This window comes from Rugamonas rivuli (genome assembly GCF_009380165.1).
Taxonomy (GTDB): Bacteria; Pseudomonadota; Gammaproteobacteria; order Burkholderiales; family Burkholderiaceae_D; genus Rugamonas; species Rugamonas rivuli.
In genome coordinates this window covers 80,980-99,501 of sequence record NZ_WHUF01000009.1, presented here as the reverse complement: position 1 = coordinate 99,501, position 18,522 = coordinate 80,980, and the positions used below count along the sequence as shown (strand labels likewise).

Sequence of the window (18,522 nt, the reverse complement as noted above, 5' to 3'; positions counted from 1 at the left end):
CCGAGCCAAGTTCGTACGCTTTTGTACTCCGGCTATAATACAAACGATAAGTCCCCCTCACGAATGCGATGAACAAGCGTCTAGTCGAGCGAAGCAACGACTTCCTTTCCGCCGTCCGGCGGCTGGAAGAAGCGCTTGCGCAACCCGAAAATTCGTTTCTCCGAGACGCAACTATTCAGCGTTTCGAATTCACGTATGAGCTGGCCTGGAAAGCTATCAAACTCTGGCTGGAGACAAAGGACATCGTAGTGCTCAACGCCAAGGACACCTTGCAAGCAGCGCTTGACCAAGGTGTCCTCGCCGATGGCAACGGCTGGAGTCAGCTACATCGAATGCGCAATCTGACCAGCCACACCTACGACGAGGCGCAAGCCATCGTCATATATCGATTTATCAAAGACGAAGGTGTACAGCTGTTCGCTCAGTTGGCCGAAACGGTGCGCGCATGGACGAGTTAGCGCCACACACATATCGATTTGGGTTAAGCGAAACCATATTGAATTCGCTATGCGAATTGTTTGCCCAATACTCGGAAATCGACAGCGTCAAAATCTACGGATCGCGTGCCGCAGGGAATTATCGTCCGCAGTCCGATATCGACCTGGCCGTGTTCGCGCCTGCCATGAAAGACCGCGACTTCTCCAGCCTTTGGGGTGAACTGGATGACCTGCCTATCTTGTTCAGGTTGGATGTGATTCATTGGGACCAAGTCACGAACCCTTCTCTCAAGCAGGACGCCCAACGCCATGGCGCTCTGCTTTATGAACGGTCCGTGTACAGTGAGAATTAATAGCGCCTACTTCGTCACCCGCTCCCACCCCGCGCGCACCGCATCCTTGAACTTCTCCCAGCTCGATTGCGCGTGTTTGCTTTCCCAATCGCTGCGCAACTCAGGCTCCACGTGTTCCCACGGCTTGTCCTTGTAGCCGGGATTGCCCGCCATCGATTCGCCATAGCGGTACGCGGGATCGAACTCCTGATAGGTGTTGCCGCCATAGGACATGGTCTTCTCCCAATGCGTGCGGAAGTAGACCGCGTCATCATCGGTCTCGTCGCCACGAAGGATGTTCAGGCTGTCCTGGTTGGGTGTGCCCGTATCGCGCGGGTAGATGCGCATGCCGCTGCGCTGCACCGTGCTCTGCTCCGAGATCGGCACGTTCACGGCGGCGACCGGGGTTGCTGCCGTCTCGCCGCGCTGCATCGAGCCCGGCGTCTGCAAGCCCTGCTCGGAGCGCGCGAAGTCCACCGCCTCCTCACGCGGACGTATGCCATGCTGCACCGGCGCGCTCTGCTGCGCGCCCAGGCTGGTTTGCGGCGTGCCGGCGCCACTCCATCCACTAGCGCGCCACATGGCCTCATGCTCGTCGATATCGATCGGATTGAAATCTTCGACGATGTCCGCCGCGCGATCGGCCGCTTCCATGCTGGTGGTCTGGATGGTCAGCACCACGTGGCCGCGGTTCAGCGCTTCCGCATAGATATGGCGGTCGGCATGCTCGCGCCCCAGCAGGCCGCTGAACATCTGCTTGATCGAGCTGAGTATGGACTCGTCGTCGTTGATGCGCGGCGTACCAGCCACGCTGCCGGAATCGGTCACGGTGATGCTCTCGGCGGCATAGCCGCTGTGGATCAATTCGTCCTTGGCTCGATTGGCCTCGGCACGGGTTTCAAATACGGCTGCCAATGTATGTGTCATGATGGGCTCCTGGTTGAAGAGTTCCATTCCAGTCTACGTACTATGCCGCGAGGGTAGCGCCCGTTTGCCAGCAGGAAATCTGAAACACATGCCAAGATGAAAGATAAAAAACTAAAACATGCAGCAGCAGGGTTGACGACTTTTTTCGTCGGCCGCAACAATGATCTGGGAGGTTACTGGGCGCTGGGCCTGCTGTATCGCGACGCGCCAACGGACCTGGTCGTGCAACTGCGGCTGGCGGACGATACGGCCTCGCCATCGACACCGGCGACGATGGCCGCCACCCGGAACTACGCGGCCTTCCTGCGCCGCGCCTTGCTCAAAAAGGGTATCGCGTGGGACGAGCTGGCCGAGGCCAATGTGGAGATACGCTTCGCCGCCCTGCCAGAACAGCACTTCCGCGGCGATCTCTTCACCTGCACCGTGACGCTGGCATCGCACACCGGCAGGCATGCCATCGCCACAATTCAGGGCCATTGCCAGCGTTACGAAGCGGGCCGCTTCACGGCCAGGGGAAACAGCGATCCATCCGTGATCGCCGCCCTGACCGCGTCATAACAAACAGCGGGCTGCCGAAGATCAGCCCTTGTTTTCGATAGCCTGCGTCAACTCTCCAGCCTTCATCGCGCTCATCAGGCCCATCAGCGTGCCGAAGGCGTTGCTATCGCCGCCGCCCATTTGCACTTGCGGTACCAGCGGCACCTTGGCCGTTTCAAACGCTTCGGCCAGACGCAGCATCACGGTCTGCATCAGCTGCTTGTCCGCGCCTTCGCCCTGCATCGCCTCGGACTTGGCCTGGATCGCCGCCGCCTCCGCCTCACCCACCGAGCGGATCGCCGATGCGCGGCCCGCGCCTTCCATCTCCTGACGGAACTTGTCGGCCTGCGCCAGCGCTTCGATTTCCTGGCGGCGTTTCTCGGCGGCTTTCACGCTGGCCGAACCCTGGTTCTCCTTGATCGAAATATCCACCAGCGAACCGGTCAGCTCTTTCTGCTTGGCGGCGCGCTGCTCGGCCTCGTTCAGCTCGCGCTGCTTGTCGGCCGCGATCTGCTTCTGCGCGAAGGTTTCCACCTGCTCGCGGGCGATCTGGCGATCACGCAGCTGCGCCATGATGTCCTCGATCTTGTTATCGCCGGGCTGAGGTTTCGGCGTGCCGATCAACACTTCCTGGAACTCCAGCGAATACGCCTGGAAGCGCTGCTTCATATCGCTCGACGCATTGTTCTGCAACTCGCTGCGCGACTGGATCAGGTCGATGAAGGTCTTGGTCTGCGATACGTTTTTGAAGTACGACGACACCATCGGATCCAGCGTCTGCTCGACCAGCTGCGCCACGTTGCCGAAGCGCTGCACCACCATCGGCGCCTTGCGATAGTCGATGTGCACCACCACCGACAGCGGCAGCTGCGGCTCGAACGCGTCCTTGGTAATCAAGGTGATCTCGCGCAGATTCTTGTCGAAGCTGGAGCCGCTCTCGCCGGACTTCCACATCAGCACGAAGTTAGTGGTCGGCACCAGTTCGATCTTGCCGGCATAGGTGTTGAACGCGTACTTGCCCGGCATCAGCGCATCGCGCCACACGCCGCGGCAACCGGTTTCCACCAGCTCGCCGTGCGAGTAATCGTTGCCCGACAAGTCCGCGCCGGTACGGCCCGTGTACGACACCACCACGCCGACAAAGCCGACCGGGATGATGGTCTTCTTGATGAACTCCACCGTCGCGAACAGGCGGTTGATGAAGTAGGTCCCCTCCACCAGCACGCGCTCCTGGCGGCCGCGGCGGCCACCGGCGGCGAGGAATTTCTCCGGCTCCTGGAAAGCGTTGTGGCTGTCGCCGACATCGGGCGCCAGCAACTCGCCCGTCAGCAGGCCAGGGCCGTCCTGCACCGTCACCACGGCCAGCTGGTCGGAGTCATGCGAACCGGTCACTTCCTTGATGACCACCGGCTTGAAGCCGCCGCGCTCGTCGAGCACGCCACGCATTTGCTGGTAGTAGGCTTTTTCCAGCGCGTCCAGCGACATCGAGTACGTCGTCTCTTCCGTCATCACGACGAACAGCGCGGGATTGATGATGTGGGTACCTTCGCGCAGCACCATGCGCTGCGGGCCTTTCTGGCCGCCGTCGCGCAGGAAGTCGCGGACGTTGCGGAAGTCGACGATGCGCGAGTTATCCGCCAGCGTCTGGCCGGCCGGCAGGTCCAGGCCGTCGCGGGCAAACACGTAGGCGATCGTGCCCTGCGTGACCGACACCATGGAATGGATGTGCACCCGGTACTGGAACGGGGCGAAGAAATGGAAGCCACCACGGCGCAATTCAGGCTGCAGGCCGGCCTCGCCATTCAAGGCCAGCAGGCCGTTCTGTACCGATCCGGACGAGCTCCATAGTTTTTCGATGACCCCGACACGGTCGTTGGGGATGTACTTGATGGCCCCGGAGAGCTTGATCAAGACGGCGATCACAATCAATAAGACGACAACGGTCACTTCACTGCCAAGCAGGGTAAACATACAAACCTTTCGGTTGTGGAAAAAGCTGTGGATGCAGATGTAGCGTGTGCGGTCTGACGCAGCTAGCGCGGCGGGCTGGCAAAGATCAGGCGGGCGTGTGGGGGAGTTGCTGCGGTTGCCGCGAGGGCACTGACGAGTGGGGTGAACACGATGTTTTTGTTATTACCGTTCAATGAGTTCGTGCTGATCATTCTTGCACAATGCCGTCAAAGGTAAAGGTGCTGCGCCGCGATTAGAGCGCCGGCTCTAATCGCGGCGGAAGCCTTTAACCGTAAGGGATGTACTCGAAACCCTTGCCGATCAGCGGCAGCAGCGCGGCCTGGTTTTCCACGCTCTCGCTGAAGCTGAGCAGCAGCTGGGCGCGTTCCACGCCATTGTGCAGATCATTCATCCAGTAGTCGTAGCCGGCCTGGTCCGGCGCGCGATGCAGCACGTTGCTGTACAGGCTGGTGACGAAGTCCTTGTCGCTCGGCGCGGCGCCGTATTTGGTCTTGAATTCCGCGCTGTCGAGGAAGTTCTGCGCCACGCCCTTCAAGCCGTAGCCGGCGTCGAGCGCGCGTATCCAGAAGCCCAGGCCCACGCTGTCGGGCGCGCGGTTGAAGGCAGCCTGGTACAGGCGATAAGCCTGGCCGCCGGCGCCGTCGACATCGAGCGCCATCACGCGGTCGCTGAACATCAGGCGTTCGATGCCGGTCAGCGTATCGCCCGTCGCCGCGCCGGAATCCTTGACGTTCACGCTGCCGTCCGCATTGCGCGTGATCTGGGTCTGGTAGACGCTCTGCGAGTAGTAGGCGGTGTCGAGGCCGGCGCCGCCATCGAGCTTCAGGCCGGCGCCCGTGCCCAGCAGATAGTCGTTGCCGGCCGTGCCAACCGCCACCGGCTGCACCGTGGTGAAGGTGTAGCTCTGCGCGCCGGTGTAATGATTGCCGGCCAGGTCGAGCACGCTGCCGTCCGGCAGGTTCAAGGTGTAGGTGCCGCCCGGCTTGAGGTACTGGTGCGGATCGATGACCAGCGTGTGTCCCACCGCCGACGCCAGCGTGCTGCCGTACGGCGCCAGCACCACGCGGCCGGCGCTGTCCGTCAGCGTGATGCCGCTGCCCAGCATGATGGTCTCGTTGAACGCCAGCGTGATGTGCGGCGCCAGCGGCACATCGACGGCTCCCGATGCCATCGACGCCGACAGCAGCAGCGGCGCGGCCAGGTCGCCGCTGGTCTGGGTGGCTTCCACCGTGTAGGTGCCGGTATGGTCGCTGCTGCCGCGCACGTCCAGATAAAAATCGCCGGTGCTGGCGGCGATGTAGGAAATCCGCTGCTCGCCGCCGATGCTGACGCCGTACGCCAGGCTGCCGCCGTTGTTGTTGAGCAGCGTCATGCCGGCATACGAGGTGCCGGTATCCAGGCTGCCGCCGCCGCTGGCCTTGCCGTGCAGGTCGAACACATAGGTGCGGCCCGCTTCCAGGTGCACCTTGATCCAGTCGTGGTCGTCGAACACGCCGATATTGCCGCTGAACGTAGCGCCGGGCGCCACGGCGGCCGTGGTCTGCGCCGAGGCCGCGTAATCGTCGCGCCCCATGTCGGTGGCGATCAGCTTGTAGCCGCCTGGCAGGCCGCCGCCGCCCACCGACGTTCCCACCGTCAGGTAGTAGTCGCCCGACTTGCTGGCCTCGAACAGTTGATAGATCTTGTTGTTGTTCGAGTATTGTCCACGCGTGGACACATAGCCGGCGCTGCCATCGGCAACGCCGAGCGTCGTGTAAAAGTTCCAGTTGACGACATTGGCATCGGTCGGCGTCAGCTCCAGCGCATAGGTTTCGCCGGCGACCACGCTCAGCTTGAAGACATCGCGGTCGGTCGGCAACTCCAGCCTGCCCGTCAGCGGGATGCCCGCCTGGACCACGCCGGCGTGGGCGGCATCGTTGCCGTAGTCGTCCGTCTGGCCCAGCTGGGCCGCCACCGTGTACGTGCCGGACATCTGCGGCGCCGATACTTCGAGGTAGTACGTGCCTTTGACGGCGGGCGTAAACGGCATGGTCGCCGCGGTGGCGGTGTAGCCGGAGCTGTCGGCCGTGGCCACCACCTTGCCGGCGCCATCGATCAGCTTGTACACCGCGCGGCCGTAGCTGCCATCCAGCGTGCCGGCGCCCTCCTTGAGCGCCTTCAGCGTGAACCAGTAAGTCTGCCCGGCGTCGAGCGCGACGGCGAACCAGTCGCGGTCGCCGCCGCCGGCTTCCAGCTCGCCCTGGATCGAACTGCCGATCGCCAGCTTGCCGGCGGTGGCGGCGCTGGCGCCGTAGTCGTCCACCGTCTTGCTGAAGCTGATGCTGTAGGAATTGTTGTAGGGCGAAGCACTGCTGTAGCCGGAGGCCTGCAGATAGTAAGCGCCGCCCTTGGCCGGTGTGTAGCTGAAGCTGCTGCCGGAGTCGTAACGCGGGAAGTACAGCACGCCGCCGTTTCCGTCCACCAGTTGCAGTTGCTGCGTGCCTTTGGGCAGCGAGGTGTCCGCGTCCATGTTGAACGTATAGGTGATGCCGGCGGCCAGTTCGACCTTGAACATATCGACGTCGTCCGGCGATTGCACCCGGCCGCTGACCGGCACATCCAGTTCCAGCGGCTGCGCGGTGGCGCGCGTGTTGCTGTAGTCGTCGGACTCCGGATAATCCAGGCGCACCGTGTACTGCAGGGCGCTGTTCATATCGGCAGAGCCGTCGATGCGCAGCGTGTAGGTATCGGCCTTGTCCGCCAGGAAGCGTATCACCATCTGGTTGTTGACCATCTGGCCGCCGTAGGAATGCGGATAGCCCGTGCTGTCGGTCAGGTAGGCGGAAATGCTGCGGTTGTCGCCCGGTTGCGTGCTCAGGGTCAGCGTGTAGACCTGCCCGGCCTCGACGTCCATGGTGAAGGCGTCGGTGTCGCCGGTGTAATCCAGCGCGCCGTTCAGCACGCCGCCGTTGGCGAGCTTGCCGGGACTGCCGGACGGGAAATCGTCGGTCAGCACGCGCATGGTCTGGGTGTAGCTGCCGACATAGCCTTTGCTGGCAACGGCCAGGTAGTAGTCGCCGCTGGCGGTGATCTTGACCGGGTAGTTCGACGCATAGCTGACATAGCGGCCGTTCGCATCGTACACCGAGGTGTCGGCAGGCATGGCGCCGGCGCCGCCGGCACTGAAGCCCAGCAGCTGCCCGGCCTCGGCGTGGAACTTGAACCAGTCGACATCGTTGCTGCGCTCGAACACGCCGCTGACGCTGTCGCCGCCGGCGAAGTTGCCGCTGCTGCCGGTATCGGCCCGGAAATCGTCCGGCGCCGGCAGCGACGCCGTCACGGTATAGCTGCTGCCGGCGGCGTTGTAGCTGCTATTGGCCGCCAGGAAGTAGGTGCCGGTGGTGGCGGCCGTGAAGGTCAGCGCCGGTCCGACATTGGTCGTCCCGCCCTGGTTCATCATCCATTGCCCCTGGGCGCCGTACAGCGTCAGCGAAGTCGCGCTGAAATCGGCCAGCGTGCCGCCACCCTGCGCCGCGCCGTTCAGCGTGAACACATAGGTCGTCCCCGCCGACAGCTGCATGCGGAACCAATCGTTGTCGTAGCCTGTCTCAAAGTTAGCGCTCGTGCCAGAGCCTACGGCCAGGCGGCCGGTGGTGTTGATGTCGTTGCTGAAATCGTCGCTCATGGGGAGGTCAATGAAAATGGACGGGGGTGATATCCTATCAATGTTTCATAGGGGACAAACTATTCAATTGTCACCCGCGGCGGCGTTGCGCGCAGAGTCTATAATTGGTTTCCACGCCAGAAATGGAAAGTGCACATGCCCAAGCTCCTCACGTCCTTGTCAGCGATCCTGCTGTCGGCCCTGCCGCTGGCGGCTGGGGACGCACCAGGCGCACCGGGAGAGCTGGTGATGCTGGCGCCGCTGGACCAGACCATGCCCATCGTCCGCTTCAGCAACGGCGTGCTCGCCGGCGGCATCATCAAGGATGTCGGCGACGCCCTCGCCCAGCGGCTGGGCCGGCGCGCCGTGTATGTCAATGTCGACGTCGCCGGCGTCACCCCGGCCCTGACCAGCGGCCGCGCCGACGCCATGTGCTACGTGCTGCCGTTCTGGATAGACGGCGACTACGACTGGAGCATGCCGCTGCTGCCCGATACCGAAATGGTGGTCGCGCGCGCCGATGCGCCGCGCCTGCGCTCGCTCAAGGATCTCAAGGACACGCCGATCGGCACCGTCGCCGGCTACCGCTATCCGCGCGTCGAGCAGGTGCTGGGCAAGCAATTCGCCCGCACCGACGCGGCCAGCATGGACCTCAACGTCCAGCAGATGATCTCCGGCAAGGTGCAATACACGCTGGCCAGCGAGAGCACGCTGTTCTACCTGCAACGCATCCATCCCCAACTGAAGCTGCGCCCCGAACTGGTATTCTCCTCGTACAAGGCGCACTGCGCGTTCTCGCGCAAATCGCAAGTCCCCTTCAACGACGCCAATCGCGCGATCGACGCCTTGCTCAAGGAAGGCGTGATCGACCAGATCCTGGCGCGCTACCGTTAGGAGTCCATGATGTCCGCTGCTGCACTGATCACCGCCCTGCAAGTCCACAACGCCGGCCGCGAGCCGGAACTGCTGCGCCAGAAGTACCACAAGATGGCGCAGAACGCCTTCCTGTTCCTGCGCGGAGCCGACCACCTGTTCTACGACGCCCTGCCCGACCACCCGCTGTTCCGCGCAGCGCCGCTGGCCTGGAGCTGCGGCGATCTGCACGTGGAAAACTTCGGCAGCTACAAGGGCGACAACCGCCAGGTGTATTTCGATATAAACGATTTCGACGAAGCGGCGCTGGCGCCGGCCAGCTGGGATCTGGTGCGCCTGCTGGCCAGCATCCAGTGCGGCGCCGAAGCGCTGCGCGTCACGGCTGCCGACGCCGTCAAGCTGAGCCGCCGCTGCCTCGACGCCTACCGCGCCGCGCTGGCCGAAGGCAAGCCGCGCTGGGTCGAACGCGAGACCAGCGTGGGCCTGATCAACGCATTGCTGTGCGACCTGCAAGACCGCAAGCGCACCGACTTCCTCGACAAGCGCACCACGCGCAAGAACGGGCACCGCAGCCTGAAGCTCGACGGCGAGAAAGCACTGCCGCTGCTGCCCGGCCAGCGCGAACTGCTGGCCGATTTCATGCCCCGCTTCGCCGCCACGCAGGACAAGCCGGGCTTCTACACCATGCTGGACGCGGCCCGCCGCATCGCCGGCACCGGCAGCCTGGGGTTGATGCGCTTCGTGGTGCTGGTCGAAGGCAAGGGCTCGCCGGACGGGAACTACCTGCTCGACATCAAGGAATGCAAGCCGTCGGCGCTGGCGCCGCACCTGGCCGCGTGGAAGATCGAGCAGCCGGCCTGGCCGGACCAGGCCAGCCGCGTCGTGGCGGTGCAGAAGCGCATGCAGGCTGTCGATCACGCCTTCCTGCACGCGGTCGCGCTGGACGGCCGCTCGTGCGTGCTGCGCGGCCTGCAACCGTCGGAGGACCGCGTGGCGCTGGACGCATGGGGCAAGAAGCTGGAACGGCTGGAAGAAGTGATCGCCACCATGGGCTGCAACCTGGCCTGGGACCAGCTGCGCGCCTCGGGCCGCGCCGGCGCCGCCGGTGCCGACGCGCTGATCGCCCACGGCCAGGACGACAGCTGGCGCAGCGCCATGATCGAAGCCGCCGCCGACATGAACGCGAAAACACGCGACCAGTGGCAAGCCTGCGCGAAGTGGCTGGCCGCTCAGTAGCGGGTCAGCACGCCCTGCGCCAGCCAATGCTGTAGATAGCCCGCCAGCGCCAGCATCGCTTCCTCGCCGGCCGCCGCGCACACTTCGCCGAAGCTCGCCCCTTCGGCGATGCGGTACAGCGCGTCGGCTTCGATTGCCGGCAGCGAGCGGAAATGCGGCTGCTCGTCCTGCCGCCACACCAGCCAGTGCTGGACCACGTCCGCCTCCACCGCTTCCGGCGGATCGGCCTCCACGGCCAATGCCTGCCACAGCGCGACGGCATTCCAGCGCAGGTCCAGGATGTGCACCGACGGATGCAGGTGGAATTGCAGATCGCCCCACAGCTCGGGTGCGATGGCCTGCATGTCGGCGGCCGTGAGCGGCGCGGCATCCTCCGCATCGAAGGCCAGGCCGAGCGCCCATTCCAGGCTCGCCAGCTCGGCGATGAAAGGATAGTCGTCCAGCGCCAGCGCCGCATGCGCGGCCAGGCCGCCGCCGAACCAGCGCAGGTTGGCGTGCTGCGACGGATGCGCGGCGATGTAGCTGTTGGCCAGGTCGGCGAACATATCGTCGCCGATGAAGGTCCAGGTCTTGTCGTAGGCCTCGCACAGCGCCTGCCGCAGGCGGCTGCGGTAAGCGCGGTGATAAATCGCCAGCCGCGCTTCGGCACTCAGGCCGTATTGTTCGCGCACGGCGGCGTGGATCGCGGACGGCGCTTCGTCCGCCAGGATGTAGTGCTGGAAGTCGCGTTGCAGATGATCGAGCGCGCTCATAACGCCTCCGCAAAGGCGCGCGCGCGCCGCAGCTCGGCCGACAGCTCGGACAGCGGCGGGATATTGTCGTCGCGTTCTATCATCGTCGCGACCTTGCCGAAGCGGCGCAAGGCCTGTGCGTACAAGGCCCACACCGGATCGGCCACCGCCTGGTCATGGGTGTCGATGATGCAGCCTTCCTGCACGCTGTGCCCGGCCAGGTGAATCTGCTGCACGCGCCGCGCAGGCAGCGCATCCAGATAAGTGATCGGATTGAATCCGTGATTGACGCTGCTGACGTAGACGTTGTTCACGTCCAGCAGTATCAGGCTGTCGGATTCCTCGGCCACGGCGGCGACGAAATCCCATTCCTGGAAAGTGTCCGAATCGAAGGACAGGTAGCTGGACACATTCTCCAGCAACAGCGGGCGTTCCAGGTAATCCTGCACGCGCCGCACATTGCGCACCACGGTGGCCACGGCCTCCTCGGTGTACGGCAGCGGGAACAGGTCGTGCATATTGGCGCCGTGCGTGCCGGTCCAGCACAGATGGTCCGATACCCACAGCGGCTCCACGCGCCGCATCAGTTTTTTCAGTTCGCGCAGATAGTCGTCGGACGGCCCTTGCGGCGTACCGATGGACATCGACACGCCATGCATCACCACCGGATAGTCACGGCGTATGCGGTCCAGCATCGCCAGCGGTTTGCCGCCGGGGACCATGTAGTTCTCGGACAGGATCTCGAACCAGTCGATGCCCGACGCCGCAGGCGGCGTGGCGATGATGTCGTTGTAGTGCGCGGGACGCAGGCCGAGCCCGAAGCCCGGCGATAGCAGTGTAGTGGTCATGGTGTGCATGGCGCCGGACATGCCGGCGCCGCATCGAAGATTACTTGTCCAGGTCGACGATCTTGCCTTTTTTGGCGAAGCAGGCGCCGGCCTTGGTGGCCAGGAAGCCGTGGCCCTTGCAGGAGTTCTGGCCTTTGCACGCGTTTTCCGCGGTGGCGCAATCGCTGGTGCCCTTGCAGCTGTTGATGCCTGCGCAGTGTACGGTGTCGTCGGCGCTGATGGTGGTGGTGGCGGCGATGGCCGATGCCGACATGGCCATGGTTGCGACGGTTGCTGCCATTGCTGCGATACGGGTGATGTGGTTCATGTGATTCTCCAAAAAAGGTAAGTTAGGTTGGTGCTGCATGACTCTGTCGCGGCCACTTCCCGATTACTTACACACTTTTTAAAAATATTTTGTCTTTTGACTTGGATCAAAGTTTTTACTGCGCTGCATCAATAGACTTCACTCCGTTACTTAACGACGACAAAAGAGGAAGTGAAATGAGCAAGTCTTTAGCAGCAGCAGTGTTGGCCACCCTGAGCCTGGTAGCAGGCAGCAACGCAATGGCGGAAGAAAGCCCATGGCTGGTGCGCGTGCGCGCGGTGCATCTGGACCCGGCCGACAAATCCGACCAGGTAGGCGGCACCGGCGCGTCCGACCGTCTGACCATCAGCAGCAAGACCATCCCGGAATTCGACGTTTCCTACTTCTTCACGCCCAACATCGCGGCGGAACTGATCCTGACCTACCCGCAACGCCACGACGTGATGCTGGACGGCGCAAAAATCGGCAGCTTCAAGCACCTGCCGCCTACGCTGCTGCTGCAATATCACTTCGTGAACGACTCGCCGTTCAAGCCTTACCTCGGCGCGGGCGTGAACTACACCACCATGTCCAAGGTCGACATCCTGGGCGGCAAGGGCGGCCTGGAACATGACAGCTTCGGCCTGGCGCTGCAAGCGGGCGTCGATTACGCCATCGATAAAAAATGGTCGGTCAACTTCGATGTGAAGAAAGTGCAGATCCGTAGCGACGTCTTCATCGCCGGTGCAAAAGTCAGCCGCGTCAAGGTCGATCCGCTGATGGTCGGCGTCGGCGTCGGCTACCGCTTCTGAGTCACACCGCCGAATAGCGTTTCGCCAGCCCCCGCTGGCGGAACGCGCCGGTGACGAAATCCACAAAGGCCCGCGTCTTCGCGGGCAGCAGTTTCTGGCTCGTGAAGTACAGCGAGATCGGGCCGGCATCCTCATACCAATCCGGCAGCACGCGTTTGAGCGCGCCGCTTTCCAGGTGCTCCACCACATCGGCCACCACCAGCGTGGCGATCCCCATGCCCATCAAGGCCGCGCTGCAGATCGCATCCGGATCGTTGATGAACACGCGCGGCCGCAGCTGCGCCGCCATTTCCTCGCCGTGACGGTTGCGCATCTTGCGCACCTTGACCTTGCCGCTCTCCGGCGAGCGCATCGCGATCGCATCGAGCTGCGCCAGGTCGGCCGGCGTGGCTGGCCGCTTGCGGCCTTTCAGATACGAGGGCGCGGCCACCACCACCATGTGCGCGGGCACCAGCTCGCGCGCCACCACGCCGGGCGTCAGCTCGAAGCCGCCGCCTATCGCCGCATCGTAGCCGCCGGCGATCAGGTCGGCCGGGCGGTTGTCGAAGCTCAGGTCCAGCGTCACGCCCGGATAGCGCGCCAGGAAGGCCGGCATCAACGGCAGCACCTGCTTGCGGCCGAAGCGCGGCGCCACGCTCAGTTTCAGCACGCCGGCCGGCTCGCCCGCCTTGGTCGTCACGTCGGCGATGGCGCCCTGGATGCTGTCCAGCCCCGCGCCCACCGCGTGCAGGAAGCGTACACCCGCCTCGGTCAGCGTCAGGCCGCGCGTGCTGCGCTGGAACAGGCGCACGCCCAGGTTGCGCTCCAGCTGCGCCACGTTGCGGCTGACCGCCGCCGGCGTCAGCGCCAGCCGCCGCGCGGCGGCGGAAAAGCTGGCCGCTTCCGCGCTGCGCACAAACGATTCGAGATTCGACAGGGTTTCCATGGTGTGTTGCCTTCAACGTTTGCTTGAAAGTGATGTTACCCGGCTGATACTACCCCTATCGGATGCCAGTGACCATACTTGGTTCATCTCAACCACATCCGAGTGATCTACATCATGAACATCTCCATCATCGGCGCAGGCGCCATCGGTTCCGCTATCGCCCGTTTGCTGTCCCGTGCCGGCATCGCCGCCTCCATCGCCAACAGCCGCGGCCCGGCTTCGCTGGCGGCGCTGACCGCGGAACTTGGCCCGCACATCACCGCCGTCAGCGTCGAAGAAGCGGCCAAGGCCGACGTGGTCTTCCTCGCCGTCCAGTGGGGGCGCATTGCCGACGCGGTGCGCGGCCTGCCAGCCTGGAACGGCCGCATCGTCATCGACGCCAACAACGCCATCGAGGCGCCGTCGTTCCAGGCGGTCGACCTGGCCGGCCGGGCTTCGAGTACCGTCGTTGCTGGGCTGCTGCCGGGGGCGCGCGTGGTCAAGGCCTTCAATCACCTGGTCGCCGCGCTGTTGGCCACCGATCCGCAGGCGGAGGGCGGGCGCCGCGTGCTGTTCTATTCGGGCGACGATGCCGACGCCAAGCAAACCGTCGCCAAGCTGATCGAACAACTGGGCTACGCCGGCATCGACCTGGGCACGCTGGACGGCGGCGGACGGCTGGCGCAATTCCCCGGCGGGCCACTGCCGGTGCTGAACCTCGTGCGCCACGCTTAACGTTGAATCAACGTTGCAGCACCGCGACAGACCCAGCATTCCAGTGACACGGACGGGTGTTTGAGGAACAATCGAGTTCCTTGAGCACCCGTTTTTTGCTATCCACGGAAGGAATACCGCCATGTCGTTCGACCACGTAAAAATCGGAACCCGCCTAGGCGTCGGATTCGCCATTGTCCTGGCGCTGCTGGTCGCGGTGATCGTGCTGGGGCTCAGCTCCATGAGCCGCATCGGCAACCGCACGCACGACATCATCGACGACAAGAACGTCAAGATGGAGGCCGCCAACCGCATGGTGGACAACGTGCGCAACATCACGCTGTCGCTGACCAACATCGTGGTCGTGCCCAGCACGGCGGAAGTCCACGCGGAGCTGGAGAAGATCGGCGAGTCGCGCAAGAAGTATGGCGAAGCGAAGAAGATCCTGACGGAGCACATCGCCGACGACAAGGAAAAAGCCATGCTGGCCACGCTGGACGGCCTGCTGAAGGAAGGCGCGGCCAAGAACAACAAGGTGATCGAGCTGCGCAAGGAGGGCGAGATCCAGGACGCCACGTCCTACCTGACCCAGGTCGCGGCGCCCAGCCTGAAGGGCGTGCTGAAGGCGCTCGACGACATCCTCGTCTACGAAACCGCACAGGCCAGGCAGGCTGGCGATGAAGTCGAGGCAGTGCTGCGCAACGCCCAACTGGTGCAGCTGGGCCTGGGCGCGATGGCGATGGCGCTGGGCTGCGGCGTGGCCTGGTTCATCACGCGCTCGATCACGGTGCCGCTGAACGCGGCGGTGGACGTGGCCGAGACGGTGGCGTCGGGCGACCTGTCCTCGCACATCGACGCCAGTGCCACCGATGAAACGGGCCGCCTGCTCAGCGCCCTCAAGTCGATGAACGACAGCCTGCTCACCGTGGTCGGCAAAGTACGGCAAGGTACGGACACCATCGCCACCGCATCCAATGAAATCGCCGCCGGCAACCTGGACCTGTCCTCGCGCACCGAGGAGCAAGCCAGCTCGCTGGAGGAAACCGCATCGTCGATGGAGCAGCTGACTTCCACCGTCAAACAGAACGCCGACAACGCGCGCCAGGCCAACACGCTGGCGCGCAGCGCGTCGGAAGTGGCGACCAAGGGCGGCGCCATCGTCGCGCAGGTGGTGGACACCATGGGCAGCATCAACGCCTCGTCGCGCAAGATCGTCGACATCATCGCCGTCATCGACGGCATCGCCTTCCAGACCAATATCCTGGCCCTGAATGCGGCCGTGGAAGCGGCGCGCGCGGGCGAGCAGGGACGCGGCTTTGCGGTGGTGGCGTCCGAGGTGCGCAACCTGGCGCAGCGCAGCGCGGCGGCGGCCAAGGAGATCAAGGAGCTGATCTCGGCCTCGGTAGCCAATGTGGACGACGGCTCGCGGCTGGTCGGCGAGGCGGGCCAGACCATGGGCGACATCGTCGACAGCATCCGGCGCGTGACCGACATCATGGGCGAGATCACCTCGGCCAGCCAGGAGCAGACCATGGGCATCGAGCAGATCAACATGGCGATCACGCAGATGGACGAGGTGACGCAGCAGAACGCGGCGCTGGTGGAGCAGGCGGCGGCGGCTTCGCAGAGCATGCAGGAGCAGGCGGCGACGCTGGCGCAGGTGGTGGGCTTCTTCAAAACCGGCGCGGCGCCGGGGACCGCTATAATGTTACGCAATCGATAGCATTCATCACCAACGGAAAGCCCCGGCCCATGCGCAAGATCCTGATAGTCCTGACCTCCCTGCTGCTGACGGCTTGCGTCGACGACACGGCCTCGTACTATGCGGACGGCAGCACCGGCAATCACGCCCTGACGCTGCACCGCGCGCAAAAGCACTTCTGGAGCAAGAACAGCAGCGTCGAGCTGATCATGCAGCGGCTGCCGGAATGCCTGCGCCGCATCGAGTTGACCGACATGCCGGCCGATGAAGTGGAGATCGAACTGCTGTCCGGCGGCGACAACGTCTGGACGCTACGCGCCGGCAAGGAGATGTGGCAGGTTGAAACCCAGAGCTGCACGCAATATCCGGACGTCAAGGGCGACGGCGGCGAGTTGATCGGCGTGTTCCGGGTGGATGGCAACAAGCTGGTATTCGAAGCGGCGGTGCTGGAACCGGCCGGCTCCGACACTACCGCCCCCAGCAAATAATTTTTAACGCAAGGCCAGGCGGCTGGAGCGCTTGCCGCTGGCGGCCTGGTCGCCGCTCAGCCTGAACCGGCTGACCAGCTCGGCCAGATTGCCCGCCTGCTCCTGCATGCTGCCGGCGGCCGCCGCAGCCTCTTCCACCAGCGCGGCATTCTGCTGCGTCACCGAATCCATCTCCGTGATCGCCATGTTGACGTGGCCGATACCCGTGCTCTGCTCGCTCGACGCCTCGGTGATCGCCGACATGATCTGCGTCACCCGCGACACGCTGGCCACCACCTGATCCATCGTCGTGCCGGCCTCCGCCACCAGCGCGCTGCCGGCGTTGATGCTCTCCACCGACGCGTTGATCAGCTCCTTGATTTCCTTGGCCGCGCCGGCCGACCGCTGGGCCAGGTTGCGCACCTCGGACGCCACCACCGCGAACCCGCGTCCCTGCTCGCCCGCGCGCGCCGCTTCCACCGCCGCGTTCAAGGCCAGGATGTTGGTCTGGAAGGCGATGCCGTCGATCACGCTGATGATGTCCACAATGCGCGTGGCCGAAGCATTGATGGTGTCCATGGTCTGCACCACCTGCGACACCACGCGGCCGCCCTTCTCCGCCACCGACGAAGCCGACAGCACCAGCTGGTTGGCCTGCACCGCGTTGTCGGCGTTCTGGTTCACGGTCGAGGTCAGCTCTTCCATCGAAGCGGCCGTCTCTTCCAGCGAGCTGGCCTGCGATTCGGTGCGCGCCGACAAATCCATATTGCCCGAGGCGATCTCGCCCGACGCGGTGGCGATGGTGTCCGCGCTGCGGCGGATCTCGCCGATGGTGTCGGCCAGCCGCGCCTGCATGGACTTCATGCCGTACAGGATGCTGGCGCGGTCCGATTCATGGGTCTTGATGCTGGCGCTGAGGTCGCCGCCGGCGATCTGCTGGGCGATCTCGCTGACATACTCGGGATCGCCGCCGATGGTGTGGCGCAAGCTCTTGTTGACCATGCTGACGATCGCCCACAGCACCAGGCACACCAGCGCCAGCACGCCGGCCGATTTGTACAGCGACTGGTAGAAGGCGGTGTCGATGTCGTCGATGTAGGCGCCCGTGACCAGGTCCCAGTCCCACTGCGCGAAGTGGACCACGCGGCTCATCTTCGGCACCGGGTCCTTGGTGTTCGGCCGGGTCCAGGAATAGCGCACGAAGCCGCCACCCTCCGGCTTGGCGCCGGCGGCGGCGATGTCGCGGTACAGATAGACGCCGTTCGGGTCCTTGAAATCGGCCATGTCCTTGCCGTCGTTTTCCGCCTTGAACGGATTCATCAGCGAGCGCGTGCCCTGCGTGATGGTGATGTAGCCGTCCTTGCCGAAGCGCAGGCCCTTGATGACAGCCATGGCCTGTTTCTGCGCGTCTTCCTTGCTCAGGGCGCCGGAGGTGGCCTTGTCGCCGTACAGCTTGAGGACGCTGAGGCCGGCATCGTCCAGGTTCATCAGGTCGATCTGGCGTTCTTCGATGCGCACGTCGCGCATCTGCAGGGTTTGATAGATGAAGATGGCGGTGATGCAGAGCAGGCTGCAAATCAACGGTACCCAGAGCTTCTGTTGGAAGGACAACTTATTCATGGTACAGAGTCTCCGTATTGTCTTGTGGAAACCAGAATACCCGAATTGTGACGCCGGGACTGTCGTTTATTTGCAAATTCAGCATCAAAAAATGCCAAGGGGCGCCGCGATCTGCATCGCGGCGCCCCTGTTTGCAACAGCCTGATTTATTGCGCGCTATTGCCTTTGACGGCCTTGGCGGCCAGTTGCGCGTCGACATACGGCGTCTTGGCGCGTGGGGCCTGGTAGGCGATGTCGGCGGTGGCTTCATTCTGCTCCAGCGCGCCGGCCTTGATGGCGGCCAGGGTCTCGGACTTGACCTGGGCGCGGGTGACGGTGCTCGGGGCCGGGTTGATGTAGGCGATGTCGGCGGTGGCCTCGTTCTGTTCAACAGGGCCCTGGGCGTTGGCTGCGCCCACGGCCAGCAGCAGGGAAACCGATGCGATGATGGATTTGGCGTTCATTTGATGCTCCTTGTCAGATTAAGTGTGGCGCCCAGTTCT

18 protein-coding genes are annotated in these 18,522 nt (G+C 64.0%); 9 read left to right on the top strand and 9 right to left on the bottom strand.

From position 1 onward, the window contains the following. Positions 1 to 68: 68 nt before the first annotated feature. Together GEV01_RS27265 and GEV01_RS27260 are read left to right on the top strand one after the other, a co-directional pair. Entirely contained in the window at positions 69 to 458 is a 390-nt protein-coding gene (locus GEV01_RS27265) for an HI0074 family nucleotidyltransferase substrate-binding subunit (RefSeq protein WP_152809032.1), read from the top strand. Next, positions 446 to 790 carry a nucleotidyltransferase domain-containing protein gene (locus GEV01_RS27260; RefSeq protein ID WP_152809030.1) on the top strand — a complete coding sequence of 115 codons (345 nt, stop codon included), beginning with the start codon at positions 446 to 448 and terminating at the stop codon, positions 788 to 790. Before GEV01_RS27265 ends, GEV01_RS27260 begins: the two co-directional genes overlap by 13 nt. Positions 791 to 796: 6 nt before the next feature. Here the strand turns inward: GEV01_RS27260 and GEV01_RS27255 are convergent, their stop codons facing one another. Continuing rightward, the gene (locus tag GEV01_RS27255; RefSeq protein WP_152809028.1) at positions 797 to 1,696 is read right to left on the bottom strand and encodes a hypothetical protein; all 900 of its coding nucleotides are present in this window, start codon (positions 1,694 to 1,696) and stop codon (positions 797 to 799) included. Between the two features lie 132 nt (positions 1,697 to 1,828). On the opposite strand from GEV01_RS27255, the gene GEV01_RS27250 reads away from it, so the two are divergent. Next, positions 1,829 to 2,254: a hypothetical protein gene (locus GEV01_RS27250; RefSeq protein ID WP_152809026.1), complete on the top strand. Its 426-nt coding sequence runs from the start codon at positions 1,829 to 1,831 to the stop codon at positions 2,252 to 2,254. Between the two features lie 21 nt (positions 2,255 to 2,275). Here the strand turns inward: GEV01_RS27250 and GEV01_RS27245 are convergent, their stop codons facing one another. Beyond that, positions 2,276 to 4,204: an SPFH domain-containing protein gene (locus GEV01_RS27245; protein ID WP_152809024.1), complete on the bottom strand. Its 1,929-nt coding sequence runs from the start codon at positions 4,202 to 4,204 to the stop codon at positions 2,276 to 2,278. A 265-nt stretch (positions 4,205 to 4,469) separates the two neighbouring features. Further along, positions 4,470 to 7,868 (bottom strand): DUF4214 domain-containing protein, encoded by a 3,399-nt coding sequence (locus GEV01_RS27240; protein ID WP_152809022.1) that lies wholly within the window; start codon positions 7,866 to 7,868, stop codon positions 4,470 to 4,472. A 135-nt stretch (positions 7,869 to 8,003) separates the two neighbouring features. Between GEV01_RS27240 and GEV01_RS27235 the strand changes: the two genes are divergently transcribed. Both GEV01_RS27235 and GEV01_RS27230 read left to right on the top strand, forming a co-directional pair. After that, positions 8,004 to 8,741 (top strand): substrate-binding periplasmic protein, encoded by a 738-nt coding sequence (locus tag GEV01_RS27235; protein ID WP_152809019.1) that lies wholly within the window; start codon positions 8,004 to 8,006, stop codon positions 8,739 to 8,741. 9 nt (positions 8,742 to 8,750) lie between these two features. Continuing rightward, positions 8,751 to 9,956, top strand: a complete 1,206-nt coding sequence (locus GEV01_RS27230) for a DUF2252 domain-containing protein (protein ID WP_152809017.1) — start codon at positions 8,751 to 8,753, stop codon at positions 9,954 to 9,956. On the opposite strand, the gene GEV01_RS27225 is transcribed toward GEV01_RS27230, so the two are convergent. The 3 genes from GEV01_RS27225 to bufA2 are packed head-to-tail and all read right to left on the bottom strand — an operon-like array spanning position 9,950 to position 11,842. Next, entirely contained in the window at positions 9,950 to 10,708 is a 759-nt protein-coding gene (locus GEV01_RS27225) for an HvfC/BufC N-terminal domain-containing protein (protein ID WP_152809015.1), read from the bottom strand. The two genes, GEV01_RS27230 and GEV01_RS27225, sit on opposite strands and share 7 nt — an antisense overlap. Then, a complete protein-coding gene (gene bufB, locus GEV01_RS27220) occupies positions 10,705 to 11,556 on the bottom strand; it encodes an MNIO family bufferin maturase (protein ID WP_152809013.1) in 852 nt (283 codons plus the stop codon). The genes GEV01_RS27225 and bufB overlap by 4 nt, the downstream gene beginning before the upstream one ends. 19 nt (positions 11,557 to 11,575) lie before the next feature. After that, entirely contained in the window at positions 11,576 to 11,842 is a 267-nt protein-coding gene (gene bufA2, locus GEV01_RS27215; RefSeq protein ID WP_008453189.1) for a BufA2 family periplasmic bufferin-type metallophore, read from the bottom strand. A gap of 176 nt (positions 11,843 to 12,018) precedes the next feature. On the opposite strand from bufA2, the gene GEV01_RS27210 reads away from it, so the two are divergent. Next, positions 12,019 to 12,633 (top strand): OmpW/AlkL family protein, encoded by a 615-nt coding sequence (locus tag GEV01_RS27210; RefSeq protein WP_152809011.1) that lies wholly within the window; start codon positions 12,019 to 12,021, stop codon positions 12,631 to 12,633. Position 12,634: 1 nt separating this feature from the next. Here GEV01_RS27210 and GEV01_RS27205 read toward each other — a convergent pair whose 3' ends face one another. Next, the gene (locus tag GEV01_RS27205; RefSeq protein ID WP_152809009.1) at positions 12,635 to 13,558 is read right to left on the bottom strand and encodes a LysR family transcriptional regulator; all 924 of its coding nucleotides are present in this window, start codon (positions 13,556 to 13,558) and stop codon (positions 12,635 to 12,637) included. 114 nt (positions 13,559 to 13,672) lie between these two features. Here GEV01_RS27205 and GEV01_RS27200 point away from each other — a divergent pair, with 114 nt between their 5' ends. The 3 genes from GEV01_RS27200 to GEV01_RS27190 all read left to right on the top strand — a co-directional run bounded on the left by GEV01_RS27200 (position 13,673) and on the right by GEV01_RS27190 (position 16,441). Further along, positions 13,673 to 14,272 (top strand): NADPH-dependent F420 reductase, encoded by a 600-nt coding sequence (locus GEV01_RS27200; protein ID WP_152809007.1) that lies wholly within the window; start codon positions 13,673 to 13,675, stop codon positions 14,270 to 14,272. Between the two features lie 121 nt (positions 14,273 to 14,393). After that, positions 14,394 to 15,974: a methyl-accepting chemotaxis protein gene (locus GEV01_RS27195; RefSeq protein WP_152809005.1), complete on the top strand. Its 1,581-nt coding sequence runs from the start codon at positions 14,394 to 14,396 to the stop codon at positions 15,972 to 15,974. A 29-nt stretch (positions 15,975 to 16,003) separates the two neighbouring features. Beyond that, positions 16,004 to 16,441: a hypothetical protein gene (locus tag GEV01_RS27190; protein WP_152809003.1), complete on the top strand. Its 438-nt coding sequence runs from the start codon at positions 16,004 to 16,006 to the stop codon at positions 16,439 to 16,441. 3 nt (positions 16,442 to 16,444) lie between these two features. Here GEV01_RS27190 and GEV01_RS27185 read toward each other — a convergent pair whose 3' ends face one another. Together GEV01_RS27185 and GEV01_RS27180 are read right to left on the bottom strand one after the other, a co-directional pair. After that, complete coding sequence (locus GEV01_RS27185; RefSeq protein WP_152809001.1) at positions 16,445 to 18,040, bottom strand: methyl-accepting chemotaxis protein; 1,596 nt, start codon at positions 18,038 to 18,040, stop codon at positions 16,445 to 16,447. A gap of 146 nt (positions 18,041 to 18,186) precedes the next feature. Beyond that, the gene (locus tag GEV01_RS27180; protein WP_152808999.1) at positions 18,187 to 18,483 is read right to left on the bottom strand and encodes a DUF4148 domain-containing protein; all 297 of its coding nucleotides are present in this window, start codon (positions 18,481 to 18,483) and stop codon (positions 18,187 to 18,189) included. Positions 18,484 to 18,522: the final 39 nt, after the last annotated feature.

Coding starts and splice junctions, on each gene's coding strand:
- GEV01_RS27265 (WP_152809032.1), top strand. CDS start 69: ATGAACAAGCGTCTAGTCGAGCGAAGCAACGACTTCCTTTCCGCCGTC.
- GEV01_RS27260 (WP_152809030.1), top strand. CDS start 446: ATGGACGAGTTAGCGCCACACACATATCGATTTGGGTTAAGCGAAACC.
- GEV01_RS27255 (WP_152809028.1), bottom strand. CDS start 1,696: ATGACACATACATTGGCAGCCGTATTTGAAACCCGTGCCGAGGCCAAT.
- GEV01_RS27245 (WP_152809024.1), bottom strand. CDS start 4,204: ATGTTTACCCTGCTTGGCAGTGAAGTGACCGTTGTCGTCTTATTGATT.
- GEV01_RS27240 (WP_152809022.1), bottom strand. CDS start 7,868: ATGAGCGACGATTTCAGCAACGACATCAACACCACCGGCCGCCTGGCC.
- GEV01_RS27235 (WP_152809019.1), top strand. CDS start 8,004: ATGCCCAAGCTCCTCACGTCCTTGTCAGCGATCCTGCTGTCGGCCCTG.
- GEV01_RS27230 (WP_152809017.1), top strand. CDS start 8,751: ATGTCCGCTGCTGCACTGATCACCGCCCTGCAAGTCCACAACGCCGGC.
- GEV01_RS27225 (WP_152809015.1), bottom strand. CDS start 10,708: ATGAGCGCGCTCGATCATCTGCAACGCGACTTCCAGCACTACATCCTG.
- bufB (WP_152809013.1), bottom strand. CDS start 11,556: ATGTCCGGCGCCATGCACACCATGACCACTACACTGCTATCGCCGGGC.
- bufA2 (WP_008453189.1), bottom strand. CDS start 11,842: ATGAACCACATCACCCGTATCGCAGCAATGGCAGCAACCGTCGCAACC.
- GEV01_RS27210 (WP_152809011.1), top strand. CDS start 12,019: ATGAGCAAGTCTTTAGCAGCAGCAGTGTTGGCCACCCTGAGCCTGGTA.
- GEV01_RS27205 (WP_152809009.1), bottom strand. CDS start 13,558: ATGGAAACCCTGTCGAATCTCGAATCGTTTGTGCGCAGCGCGGAAGCG.
- GEV01_RS27200 (WP_152809007.1), top strand. CDS start 13,673: ATGAACATCTCCATCATCGGCGCAGGCGCCATCGGTTCCGCTATCGCC.
- GEV01_RS27195 (WP_152809005.1), top strand. CDS start 14,394: ATGTCGTTCGACCACGTAAAAATCGGAACCCGCCTAGGCGTCGGATTC.
- GEV01_RS27190 (WP_152809003.1), top strand. CDS start 16,004: ATGCGCAAGATCCTGATAGTCCTGACCTCCCTGCTGCTGACGGCTTGC.
- GEV01_RS27185 (WP_152809001.1), bottom strand. CDS start 18,040: ATGAATAAGTTGTCCTTCCAACAGAAGCTCTGGGTACCGTTGATTTGC.
- GEV01_RS27180 (WP_152808999.1), bottom strand. CDS start 18,483: ATGAACGCCAAATCCATCATCGCATCGGTTTCCCTGCTGCTGGCCGTG.